The sequence below is a fragment of the Streptomyces sp. NPDC002144 genome (assembly GCF_053593695.1).
In genome coordinates this window covers 57,357-69,294 of record NZ_JBSFDB010000025.1, presented here as the reverse complement: position 1 = coordinate 69,294, position 11,938 = coordinate 57,357, and the positions used below count along the sequence as shown (strand labels likewise).

12 protein-coding genes are annotated in these 11,938 nt (G+C 71.0%); 9 read left to right on the top strand and 3 right to left on the bottom strand.

The genetic code is table 11. The features are described from left to right. Window positions 1–292: 292 nt before the first annotated feature. From ACWCQ1_RS32155 to ACWCQ1_RS32145, 3 genes are all read right to left on the bottom strand, one after another. Window positions 293–970, bottom strand: coding sequence for a response regulator transcription factor (locus ACWCQ1_RS32155; RefSeq protein WP_133046995.1), 678 nt, complete (start codon window positions 968–970; stop codon window positions 293–295). Next, on the bottom strand, window positions 967–2,313 hold the full coding sequence (locus ACWCQ1_RS32150; RefSeq protein WP_451027962.1) for a sensor histidine kinase: 1,347 nt from the start codon (window positions 2,311–2,313) through the stop codon (window positions 967–969). Before ACWCQ1_RS32150 ends, ACWCQ1_RS32155 begins: the two co-directional genes overlap by 4 nt. Window positions 2,314–2,933: 620 nt before the next feature. Beyond that, window positions 2,934–3,572 (bottom strand): helix-turn-helix domain-containing protein, encoded by a 639-nt coding sequence (locus ACWCQ1_RS32145; RefSeq protein WP_133046993.1) that lies wholly within the window; start codon window positions 3,570–3,572, stop codon window positions 2,934–2,936. Window positions 3,573–3,711: 139 nt separating this feature from the next. Between ACWCQ1_RS32145 and ACWCQ1_RS32140 the strand changes: the two genes are divergently transcribed. The 9 genes from ACWCQ1_RS32140 (at window position 3,712) to ACWCQ1_RS32100 (ending at window position 11,937) form a co-directional block, all read left to right on the top strand. Further along, complete coding sequence (locus tag ACWCQ1_RS32140) at window positions 3,712–4,233, top strand: flavin reductase family protein (protein ID WP_451027961.1); 522 nt, start codon at window positions 3,712–3,714, stop codon at window positions 4,231–4,233. Continuing rightward, window positions 4,230–5,114, top strand: coding sequence for an MBL fold metallo-hydrolase (locus ACWCQ1_RS32135; RefSeq protein WP_451027960.1), 885 nt, complete (start codon window positions 4,230–4,232; stop codon window positions 5,112–5,114). The genes ACWCQ1_RS32140 and ACWCQ1_RS32135 overlap by 4 nt, the downstream gene beginning before the upstream one ends. Window position 5,115: 1 nt before the next feature. Further along, window positions 5,116–6,321: an amidohydrolase family protein gene (locus ACWCQ1_RS32130; RefSeq protein ID WP_451027959.1), complete on the top strand. Its 1,206-nt coding sequence runs from the start codon at window positions 5,116–5,118 to the stop codon at window positions 6,319–6,321. Window positions 6,322–6,477: 156 nt separating this feature from the next. Beyond that, complete coding sequence (locus ACWCQ1_RS32125; protein ID WP_358604630.1) at window positions 6,478–7,236, top strand: ABC transporter ATP-binding protein; 759 nt, start codon at window positions 6,478–6,480, stop codon at window positions 7,234–7,236. After that, window positions 7,233–8,111: an ABC transporter permease gene (locus ACWCQ1_RS32120; protein WP_358604633.1), complete on the top strand. Its 879-nt coding sequence runs from the start codon at window positions 7,233–7,235 to the stop codon at window positions 8,109–8,111. Before ACWCQ1_RS32125 ends, ACWCQ1_RS32120 begins: the two co-directional genes overlap by 4 nt. A gap of 45 nt (window positions 8,112–8,156) precedes the next feature. Further along, the gene (locus tag ACWCQ1_RS32115) at window positions 8,157–9,329 is read left to right on the top strand and encodes a hypothetical protein (protein WP_451027958.1); all 1,173 of its coding nucleotides are present in this window, start codon (window positions 8,157–8,159) and stop codon (window positions 9,327–9,329) included. Further along, window positions 9,329–10,714 (top strand): FAD-binding oxidoreductase, encoded by a 1,386-nt coding sequence (locus tag ACWCQ1_RS32110; RefSeq protein WP_451027957.1) that lies wholly within the window; start codon window positions 9,329–9,331, stop codon window positions 10,712–10,714. The genes ACWCQ1_RS32115 and ACWCQ1_RS32110 overlap by 1 nt, the downstream gene beginning before the upstream one ends. Beyond that, a complete protein-coding gene (locus ACWCQ1_RS32105) occupies window positions 10,711–11,496 on the top strand; it encodes a creatininase family protein (RefSeq protein ID WP_358604642.1) in 786 nt (261 codons plus the stop codon). The genes ACWCQ1_RS32110 and ACWCQ1_RS32105 overlap by 4 nt, the downstream gene beginning before the upstream one ends. Window positions 11,497–11,505: 9 nt before the next feature. After that, window positions 11,506–11,937, top strand: a complete 432-nt coding sequence (locus ACWCQ1_RS32100) for a cupin domain-containing protein (RefSeq protein WP_358604645.1) — start codon at window positions 11,506–11,508, stop codon at window positions 11,935–11,937. Window position 11,938 lies beyond the last annotated feature (1 nt).

Below are 11,938 nucleotides of genomic sequence, written 5' to 3'. Positions count from 1 at the left end.
GGGGTCACGGGGGACTCTCGGCGAGGTGTCCGCTTCGTGGGTTGCTGCGCTTCGATCATGGTCACTACCGCACGTCCGGGGCCCCTACCGGGCTTCGTGACCAGAAACGTTAGGAGCCCGGGAACCGCGAATCTTGGTACCCAGGGGAGCAATGACGCGCCCGCGGTAGTACCGCGGTACTACGGCGAGTGGAACGTTCGTACTGCCTCCGGTGGTTGCCTCGTGCGGCCGGCACGGGGCGAGGGCAGCGACCGGACAGGGCGTGCGGCAGGCGTCGCAGTACCCCGGTGCCTCACTCGGGTGGGCGCGGGTGGGCGAGCCCCAGGTCGTAGGCGAGGATGACGGCCTGGACGCGGTCACGGGCCCCCAGTTTGGCCAGGACACGGCCGATGTACGTCTTCACCGTGGACTCCGACAGCACCAGACGCTCGGCGATCTCACCGTTGGTCCAGCCCCGGCCGATGGCGCCGAAGATCTCCCGCTCGCGTTCGGTCAGCGAGCGGACCCTGTGGTCGTCGTCGGGCGTGCGGCCGGGCGAGGTCTGGGGCAGGTGATGGGCATAGGCGTCCAGCAGTCGTCGGGTGAGTGCCGGAGCGATGATGGCGTCGCCCCCGGCGACCGCGCGGATGCCGGCCAGCAGTTCGTCCGGTTGGGCGTCCTTGAGGAGGAAGCCGCTGGCTCCCGCGCGCAGGGCCGCGTGAGCGTACTCGTCCAGGTCGAAGGTGGTCAGGACGAGGACCCGGGAGCGGCCGCCGGAGGCGATGATGCGGCGGGTCGCCTCGATTCCGTCCATGCCGGGCATCCGGACGTCCATCAGGATGACGTCGGGGCGGAGTTCGGCTGCCATGCGGACGGCCTCGCCGCCGTGCTCCGCCTCGCCGACGACCTCGGTGCCGGGAGAGCTCTCCAGCAGCATGCGGAAGCCGAATCGCTGCAGCGGCTGGTCATCGACGATGAGCACGGTGGTCACTGCGCGCCACCCGCGTGGGAAGGCCGGGGGACACCGGTGATCGGGGTGAGGTCGAGGACGGTTCGCACCGCCCAGCCTCCGCTGGGAGCGGGCGCCGCGCTGACGGTTCCGTTGTAAAGGGCGGCGCGTTCTCTCATACCGGTGAGACCTTGTCCCTGGTCGTGGGGTGGTTCGGGGTGGGCGGCCTGCGCGCCCGGGCCGGTGTCGTGGACGTCGATGCGCAGATCCATGTCGCCCGCGGTCAGCGTCAGGTCGATGCGTGTGTCACGGCCCGCGTGTTTGAGGGCGTTGGTGAGCGCTTCCTGGACGATTCGGTACGCGGTCAGCTGGACACCTCGGTCGAGGTTGTCCAACTCCCCGCTGGTGCGGTAGACGACCTGCGGGCCGGCGGCGCGGATGCGGGTGCAGAGGGCGTCGATGTCCACGATCCGGGGCTGCGGGCTGAGCTGGGCGGTGTCGGAGGCGGCGCGCTGGTCGCGCAGGACGCCGAGCGTGCGGCGCAGTTCACCCAGTGCCTGGCGTCCGGTGTCGCTGATCATGAGCAGGGCCTGTTTGCCGCGTTCGGGGGTGATGTCGGCCGCCCGCGCCCCGCCGTCCGCGAGGGTGATGATGACGGAGAGGTTGTGGCCGACGATGTCGTGCATCTCGCGGGCGACGCGGGTGCGTTCGGTGGCGGCGGCCAGTTGGATACGTTGGTCGCGTTCGATCTCCAGTCGGGCCGCGCGGTCGTGCAGGGCCGCCAGTTGAGCCCGCCGCACGCGCACGGCAAGCCCCAGCGCGACCGCGGCGACCACGGTGGTGCTGAGGAAGAACATCCCGTCCACCATCGACACCTCGCCCCTCAGCCGCAGGGCGATGAGTCCCAGGCCGAGGGCCAGCGCCGCGCAGGCCAGGGGCAGGTGGCGCGGGCGCCCGCGCAGAGCAAGGTGGTAGAGGGCGATCAGCACGGCCATTCCGGCGCGCAGCCAGACCCCCAGAGCGCACACGAGGAGGAAAACCGCGGCGATCACGGTGAAGGTCATGGCAGGCCGCCTGCGCCGCCACAGCAGGGGCAGCACCAGGCCCGCCTGCAACGCGATCGTCCCCGGCCAGGGCAGGCGGGTGAAGTCCACGTCGAACTCCAGCGGGCGCTGCGGTGATATCAGGTCGGGCACGCACAGCAGAAGAACCAGAACGACGACCGCACCGGCGTCCAGCAGCCAGGGACGGTCCCGGTCGATCTCTCCGAAGCGCTTCCCGGCACAGGACGCCCGTCTGACCAACGGGTGGTCCCATATGGCCTCGGTTCCCGCGTGAGACGGGTGGTGGGCTGTCCCCGGCAGGGTGCCGTCGTCGGTGATCATGGGTGTCCCCTGTCCGTCATGGCCCGGCGCATGGCGGCACGGTGACCGCCTGAGTCGGTACCGCACCGACCGGGACCGAGGTCACGCATCAGTGCGCACCAGAGGGTACGCAGCCCCCAGCAGGGTGAGCGAGGTCCAGCCCATGGCACCGGCCCGCTTCCCGGCCACCGCTTGCGACCCGGTCGGCTCGGTGGCCTGCGCCGGCAGGCGCCGCGGAACACCGTGGCTGCTGGGCCGGCGCCGTCAAGTGGACGAATGCGGATGGACCCAGGCGGAGCGACTTGGCCCCCCACAACGCGCAGATCTGCTGCACTGGCGCCGACCATGGTCACTACCTCGCATTGGCTACCGGCCCTACCGGACTCCGTCAACAGGCACGCTAGGAGGTTGACAGCCGCGAATCCTGGTACCCAGGACAGCATTGACGCGGACGCGGTAGTACCGCGGTACCACCTGGAGCGGAACGTTCTGCTCGGTGAGGGCCGACCGCCGGTCCCAACCTGCCTCCCGCCTCTCCGGCGACGGTGGCGATGCCGCCGGGCGGAGGGGCGAGCACGCGCCCGGATGATCCAGCACGCACAACTTGGCAGGTGAATCCGGTGATCCGGCGCGCGGTGTGCTCAGCCGTGGTGATCGGCCTCGCCCGTCGCGTTCTGGACGGTGAGCAGCCGGACCTGTGAACCGTCGCCGACGGCGCGCCAGCGGTGGGAGGTGCCGCCGGGGTAGTGGATGCTGTCCCCGGGGCCGAGCCGGTGCAGGCCGCCCGTGTCGTCCGTCCGGAGTTCGATCTCGATCTCGCCGGCGATGACGTAGACGAACTCGTCACCGGGGTGGTCGTAGAAGTCGGCGAACACCTCCCCGACGCCGGTGTACTCCACGGGATGGAAGGAGTAGGCGGGCGTGCCGAGCATCCGTGCGGTGCCGCCGGTGTTGCTCACGGGCAGGCCCGCGCCCGCGCGCACCAGGTGGACGGTGTCGGCCGCGCCGTCGGTGTGCGGAGCCGCCGTGGCCATGAGCGCCTGCTGGGTGGTGCCGAGGGCGCGGGCGATCCGGTGCAGGGAGGGCATGCTGGGCCGGGTCAACCCCCGCTCCAACTGGCTGAGGAACGGGTGGGAGAGCTCGGCGCGCTCGGCGAGCTGGACGAGGGTCAGGCCGCGTTCCTTGCGCAGTTTCCGGATCGCGCCGCCGAGTTCGGCGCGCAGCAGAGCGTCCGTCTCTCCGGCGGCGGGAGGCGTGGTGTTGGCGGTTCGGGCCGGCATGGCAGGAATCCTAAAGGGTGGAGGTGGGTGTGCCGCTGGGGTCCGAGGAGCGGTGGCGGAGGGTTTTACGCCGGTGAAACACGAGGGTCCTACCCTCAATGTTGATGGTACGAACATTCCTCGCTTCCAGGGAGCCCTCATGGCCGCGGCCCTACCCGACCGTTCCGTCGTCTCCCCGCCCGACTCCGCCTTCCTCGACGCCATGGCGGCCCTGGCCGGAGGCGTCTGTGTCGTCACCGCTCTGACGGGGGAGGGGCGTCCGGTCGGCTTCACGAGCACCGCCGTCATGAGTCTGAGCCGGCAACCGCAACTGCTCGCCATCGGCGTCGGCAGCGGCGTGCGTTCACTGCCCGCGTTGCTCGACGGCCGCAGGTTCGCCCTGAACATCCTGCACTCCGGCGGCGAACACGTCTCCCGGCGCTTCGCCGACCGCACCGTGGACCGGTTCGCGGATCTTGAGTGGTCGGCCGAGGAGGGGAGCGGGCTGCCGATGCTGCTCGCGCACAGCTCGTACACGGTGCTGTGCAGCGTCGTACGCGACCTTCGGGCCGGCGACCACCATCTGATCGTCGCGGCCGTCGACGACGTGGTGACCGGTACGGGCGGACCGACCGCGCTCGTGCACCACGACCGCCGGTACCACGTGCTCGGTGCCGCGTGAGCCGCCTGGGCTGGTTCCAGGTCGCCGAGACAGGTCCGGGAGCCTTCGTCATCGCCGAGCCCGGCCACGTCAACAGCTACCTCCTGCTCGGCGACGAACTGGCCCTCCTCTACGACACGGGCATGGGCATCGCCGACATCGGCGAGCAGGTCCGGCGCCTGACCCGGCTGCCACTCCTCGTCGTCAACTCCCACCACCACTTCGACCACCGCGGCGGCAACGCCTCCCTGGCCGCACACGTCGCGGACATCGCCGTACACGCCGACGGAGCCGCGCTGCACACGGCTCCGGCCCCGCACGAGTGGCTGGAGACGTACGCGCACATCGCGCACGACCTCCGCAAACGGTACGAGGAGTTCCACGCCGTGGACGCCGGCGGGTTCTTCCTGACCGACTCCCGCGTCGAGGTGCGGCCGGTCCCCGACCTGGCGGACTGGCGGATCGAGGCCGTACGACCCACCCGGCTGCTGCGCGAAGGGGACGTACTGGACCTGGGCGGTCGGAGCCTGAACGTCCTGCACACCCCCGGGCACTCACCGGACGGCATCTGCCTGTGGGAGCCGGCCACCGGGCTGCTGCTGGCCGGTGACACCCTCATCAGCGGAACCTTCTTCGCCCACGTGCCCGGCGCCGACGTGCGCGCCTTCGCCGGCTCCACGCGCCGTCTCGCCGAACTGCCCGTCACCACCGCCCTGCTCGGCCACAACCTGCGGCATCGGGAGTCGGCGGACTTCGTGGGCCGGGTCGCCGACGCCTTCGCGGCCGTACGGGACGGCACAACCCGCCCGTACGCCTCGACCGACATGTTCGGCGCCGCCGTACGACGGCATGACTTCGACGGGTTCGCGGTGCTCACCGCGCCGCACGGAACGGACCAATGACATGCCACCACTGCTGTTGCGCGGCGCACGGCTGCCGGGCGGAGACGTCCGTGACGTCCTGCTCGACCCGGACAGCGGGCTCGTGGCCCGGGTGGCGCCGACCGGTCTGCTGCCGTCCGTTTCGGACGAACTGGACCTGACCGGCTACCTGCTCATGACCGCGGGCGCCGAACCGCACGCCCACCTGGACAAGGCCCTGACCTGGGACCGCGTGGGCGCACCGGCCGGAGACCTGCTCGCCGCCGTCGAGGCCTGGCGCGCCCACACCCTGCGCGTCACCGAGGAGGACGTCTTCCGGCGCGCCGCGAAGACGGTCGACGATCTGTGCGCGAACGGGGTGACGGCGGTGAGGTCCCATGTGGACCTCCTGACCGCGGGCGGCGATCCGCTGCGCGGGCTGCGGGCCCTGCTCCGGCTGCGGAAGCGGCTGCGGGGACGCGTACGGCTGCAGATCGCCGTGCTCCACGTCGACGCTCCGGAGGAGTTGCTGCACGAGGCCCTCGACCTCGGCGCGGACCTGCTGGGTGACTGCCCGCACCTGTCCGCCGACCCCGCCGCGTCGCTGGAACGCACCCTGCGCATCGCCGCCGAACACCACGTCGGCGTCGACCTGCACGCCGACGAGACCCTCGACCCGGACGCGGGAGACCTGCGCCTGCTCGCCCGGAGCGTGCGGGAGCGCGGCCTGGCCGCCGGTGTCACCGCGAGCCACTGCGTGAGTCTCGGCATGGTGGAACCGGACGAGGCGATGCGCACGGCCAAGGAGGTCGCGGCGGCGGGGATCGGTGTGGTCGCACTGCCGCTGACGAACCTCTACCTCCAGGGCCGCGGACACCCGTCCGGTACACCGCGCGGGCTGACCGCCCTTCGGGCACTGCTGGACGCGGGCGTCCAGGTCGCGGCCGGGGGCGACAACATCCGGGACCCCTTCAACCCGGTGGGCCGGGCCGACCCCCTGGAGACCGCGTCCCTGCTGGTCACGGCCGGTCACCTCTCGCCGGACGAAGCACTGCACGCGGTCACGGCGGGTGCCCGCGCGGTGCTCGGGCTGCCTGCCGCGGGGCCGTACGAAGGTGCCGTGGCCGATCTTCTGGCAGTGCGGGCGGACTCCGTGTCGGAGGTCCTCGGCGCGTCCTGCCCCGACCGGCTCGTCTTCGCCGGCGGACGGCTGGTCAGCCGTACGTCGGTGCACCGCGAGCTCTTCTGACCGGGACTCGACGAACGGCCTGGATCGCAACGAACGCCCTGGTTCCCAACCCACGCCCCGGATCGCGAGGCGAACAGATACGGCCAGGACACTGGCCGGAAACAATCAATGTTCATGCTATCAACATTCCTGACTGTGGCACTGAAGGGAGCTGATGTGCCGACCACCGCCGAGAAGACGCTCGACGCGACGCTGCGATTCGAGGGCGTCGACAAGCACTTCACCAACGGGACCACCGCCCTCACCGGCGTCGAACTGCGCGTCGCGCCCGGTGAGTTCGTCGCCGTCGTCGGCCCCTCGGGCTGCGGCAAGTCCACCCTGCTCCGCCTCGCCTCCGGCCTGGACACCGCCACCGGAGGCGCGGTCCACGCCCCTGTCGACTCCGTCGGCTACGTCTTCCAGGACCCGACCCTGCTGCCCTGGCGCACCGTCCTGGCCAACGTCGAACTCCCCGCCGAACTCGCCGGGACGGCAAAGGCCGAACGCCGTGAACGAGCCCTGGAAGCCCTGCGGCTGGTAGGGCTGGAGGGCTTCGAGAAGCAGCTGCCCAGGCAGCTGTCCGGCGGCATGCGGATGCGCGTGTCCCTGGCCCGCGCCCTGATGACCCGGCCCTCCCTCTTCCTCCTCGACGAACCCTTCGGCGCCCTCGACGAGATGACCCGCCTGCGCATGCAGGAGGAACTCCAGCGCATCTACGCCGAGACCGGCTTCGCCGCCCTGTTCATCACCCACTCGGTGACCGAGGCCGTCTTCCTGGCGAGCCGGGTCGTGGTGATGTCGGCCCGCCCCGGCCGCGTCACCGCCTCCTTCGACGTCCCCTTCCCCCACCCCCGCCCGGCCGAGCTGCGCTACGACCCCGAGTTCGGCCGGATCGCCGGCGAGGTCTCGGCGGCTCTGCGAGGAGGATCCCAGTGAGCGCCGACATCACCACCCGTGCCGACGTGGCCGTTCCCGTGACGGACCCGCCGTCGAAGGCCGAGCCGACGACGACCGCCCGGCGCCGCCGGATCCGGCCCGCCGCGGTGCTCACCCCGCTGGGATCCCTGGGTGCGGCCATCGGGGTCTGGTACGCCGTGACCTATCTGCTGCTCAGCCCCGCCCGACGCTTCCTCGTCCCGCCGCCCGACCAGGTCCTCACCGTCTCGTTCCTCGACTGGACCCATCTGCAGCCGATGCTCCAGGCGCTGTGGCTCACCGCCCAGGTCGCGCTCGTCGGCCTGCTCATCGCCTCCGCGCTGGGCGTGACGGTGGCGGTGCTGATGAGCAGGGCGCGCTGGCTGGAACGCTCGCTGTATCCGTACGCGGTGATCCTGCAGACCGTGCCGATCCTCGCGATCGTGCCGCTGATCGGCCTCTGGTTCGGCTTCGGCTTCACCAGCCGGGTGGTCGTCTGCGTCCTGATCGCCCTCTTCCCGATGATCGCCAACACCCTGTTCGGCATCCAGTCGGTCGACCGCACCCACCACGACCTGTTCACCCTCCAGCGCGCGAACCGCTTCTCCCGCCTGCGCAAGCTGGAACTGCCGGCCGCGCTCCCGTCGATCTTCACCGGTCTGCGCACCTCCTCAGGTCTTTCCGTGATCGGCGCGATCGTCGGGGACATGTTCTTCAAGCAGGGCGAGCCCGGCATCGGCACCCTGCTCGACGTCTACCGCTCCCGGCTGCAGTCCGAGGACCTGTTCGCCGCGATCATCCTCGCCTCGCTGTTCGGCGTGGCGGTCTTCGCCCTCTTCACTCTGGTCGCCCGGCTCGCCGTCGGCTCCTGGCACGCCTCGGCCGACCGGCCGTAACCCCCCCGCTCTCCTTCCCCGTCCCGTCCCTCAGGGAGCTCAGCCATGCCCACATCCACCAGACGCGTCGCCGTCGCGGGCGTTTCCTCCGCAATCATCCTGGTATCCGCCACCGCCTGCGGCGGCGGTTCCACGGCCGCGACCGGCTCCGCCACCAAGATCCAGGCCGCCCCCGCCGCCCAGCGCCTGGCCGGCGTCTGCCCCAAGACGGTCGTCGTCCAGGTCGACTGGGAGCCCGAGGCCGAACACGGCCCGCTCTACAATCTCGTCGGCCCCGGCTACAGCGTCGACAGCGACAAGAAGCGGGTCACCGGACCGCTGGTCATCGGCGGCAAGGACACCGGTGTCGACATCCAGATCCGGGCCGGCGGCTCCGCCATCGGCTACCAGAGCGTCCCCTCGCAGATGTACGTCGACAAGAGCATCACCCTCGGCACGGTCACCACCGACGTGGCCATCTCGGCGTCCGCCAAGCAGCCGGTCACGGCCGTCGCGGCACTGATGAAGAAGAGCCCGCAGGTCCTGATGTGGGACCCGGCCACCCACCCCGACTGGAAGACGATCGCCGACATCGGCAAGTCGAACGAGAAGGTCGTCTACGTCAACGGCAGCACCTACGCCGCGCTGCTGGTCTCCAAGGGCCTGATCAAGAAGAGCCAGCTGGACGGGAGTTACGACGGCGCACCCGCCCGCTTCGTCGCCAGCCCCGGCATCGCGCAGCAGGGCTTCGCCACCGCCGAGCCGTACATCTACCAGCACGAGGTGGCGGCCTGGAAGAAGCCGATCAAGTACCAGCTGCTCTCGGACGTCGGCTTCAACGTCTACCCCGAGTCGCTGTCCGTGCGCAGCGGCGAGCTGACGTCGCTCAGCCCCTGCCTGAAGAAGCTCGTCCCCATCCTGCAGCAGTCCGCGGCCGATTTCGCGGCCAAGCCCTCGGCGACCGTCAAGCTCATCAGCGATCTGGTCCAGCAGTACAACACCGGCTGGGTCTACTCCGAGGGCACCGGCACCTTCGCCGCGAAGCAGATGGTCAAGCTGGGCATCCTCGGCAACGAGGCCGACGGCAGCCTCGGCAGCTTCGACATGAAGCGCGTCGCCTCCGCCCTGAAGACCTTCACGCCCCTCGTCCAGCAGAGCGGCGCCAAGGTCAAGCCGGGGCTGACGGCCCGCGATCTGGCGACCGACGAGTTCATCGACCCCTCGATCGGACTGAAGTGATGACGACCGCGAACCTGACCGCACTCACCGAACTCGTCGCCGGCGAAGGCGCGGCAGCCACCCCCGATCCGACGCAGCGTCAGGCAACGCCCGGTATCGAGGAGTTCTGCGCGGAGGCGGCTGAACTCCTCGGCGCCGACGGGGTGATCCGTGACCGGGACGCACGGGAGAAGGCCTCCTGCGACTGGGCCCACATGTCACCCATCCTCTCGGCCAAACTCCCCGCGGGCCACGCCGAGGTCGTCCTGCGCCCCACCGCGCACGAGCAGATCCCCGGCCTCCTCGCCCTGGCCCACCGCCACCGCATCCCCCTCACCCCCCGCGGCAAGGGCACCGGCAACTACGGCCAGGCGATCCCGCTGTCCGACGGGGCCGTGCTCGACCTCACCGGCTGCGGCCGGATCCTCGACGCGGGCGACGGCTGGATCCGCGCCGAGGCCGGGGCGAAGATGTCCGACCTGGAGGCCCACGCCCGCACGCTCAGCCAGGAGCTGTGGATGTTCCCCTCCACCTTCGGCACCACGCTCGGCGGCTTCCTCTCCGGCGGCAGCGGCGGCACCGGCTCCCTGGTCCACAAGACCAACAGCGACGGTTTCGTCACCGAGTTGACCGTCGCGCCCTGCACGGCCGACGCCACCCCCTTCACGGTCCGTGACGCGGACACCCTGCCCTACATCCACGCCTACGGCACCACCGGCATCATCACCACCGCCACCGTGCGCCTTCAACCGGCCCGCACCTGGACGGGGTTGTTCGCCGCCTTCACCGACTGGCACTCCGCCACCGCCGCGCTCTCCGCACTCGTACACCTCGAGCCGGCGCCGCGTCTGGCGTCGCTGGACGAGGCCCGGCTCGTGCGGGTCTACCAGCCCGACCCCGCCTTCGACCCCGCGGCGCTGAGCCTGCGCGCGATCATCCAGGAGGACGCCGTCGACGCGGCACGGGCGATCGTCACGTCGCACGGCGGGATGGTCCGCGAGGTCCGGCCCGCACCGGACGGCCCCGCCCTGATCAGCTCCATGTCCTTCAACCACCCCACCTACCACCTGATGAAGGCCGAGGACGGCTGGTTCCACCTGGAGATCGCCGGCGACGTCCTGCTCGGTGACACCACTGAGATCAAGCAGGTCTTCCCCGACACCGTGCTCCACCTGGAGGGCATGCGTTCCGGCACGGTCGGCATGCTCATGGCCCGCTACCAGGACGAGACGAGCGTCTACGACGGCATCGCCGCCCTGAATGACCTGGGCGTCGGCGTGCACAGCCCGCACAACTGGTACGTCGACCGCCGCCTCGACCTCGTCCGGGACACAGCCCGTACCGCTGATCCGCTCGGCCTGCTCAACCCCGGCAAGATTCCCGCCGGTTCGGAGGAGAGCGCATGACCTTCACCAGGTTCATCGACCTGAGCGGGCCGGAGATCGCGGACTTCGGAGAGGACACCGTCGCGGTGCTGCCGGTCGGCGCGATCGAACAGCACGGCCCCCATCTGCCCGTGGCCACCGACTACTACATGGCCGAGGCCGTCGCCGACGGCGCCGCACGGCTCGCGGGGGAGAGCTGCGACATCACCCTGCTGCCCGGACTCGCCTACACCAAGTCCGACGAACACGCCTGGTCCGCGGGCACGTTGTGGCTCACCGCCCGCACCCTGCTGTCCGTCCTCGACGACATCGGCCGCTCGCTGGCCGCAGGCCCCGTCCGCCGTCTCGCCTTCCTCAACGCCCACGGCGGCAACAGCGCCCTGCTCGGCGTCGCCCTGCGCGAACTGCGCACCCGGCACGGTCTGCGCACCTTCCTGCTGCACGCCTCGCTCCCCGCCGACCAGGGCGGCACCTCCCCGGCGGGCGAACTCGGCATGGGCGTGCACGGCGGCATCAAGGAGACCGCCGCCATGCTCCACCTCCACCCCGACCTGGTCGACATGACGCGGGCCCGCCGCAGCGTCCCCGAACACCTCACCGAGTACGAGCACATCGGCTTCGGCAAGCCGGTCTCCTTCGGCTGGACCAGCGACGACTTCGCCACCCCCGACGGGGTGATCGGCGACCCCACCGGGGCCACGCCCGAACTCGGCCGCAAACTCGTGGACTCCTCCGTCGCCGCGGCCGCCGCCGCCCTGCGCGAATGCGCGCGCTTCCGCCCCGACCGCCCGACCACCCGCTAGGGACCCCCCATGGCCAACGCCCCGCTGCACACCCCCCTGCGCGACATCACCGCCCACCACATCACCGCGGGCGACACCGTCAAGCTCGCCGTCCTCACCGGCCCCCGGGACGGCTCGCCCACCACGGTCGTCTTCGAGGTGTGGGAACCCGGTGGCGCCCAGCCCCTCAACTGGCACCCGGAGTCGGTCGAGACGTTCCTGGTCCTCGCCGGCCATGGCCGTGCCGCCAGCGACGAGCACGAGCGCGACCTTGCTCCGGGCGACGTCCTGGTGCTGCCCGCCGGCTCCAAGCACCGCATCGTCAACACGTCCGCAACCGAACGCCTCTACACGGTCACGGTCATGTCCCCCGACGAGGGCTTCGCCGACCTCATCGAAAGCGGACCCGCCGCCACGCTGGATGAGCAGGACCTCGCCGTGCTGCGCGCGGGAACATCGTGAC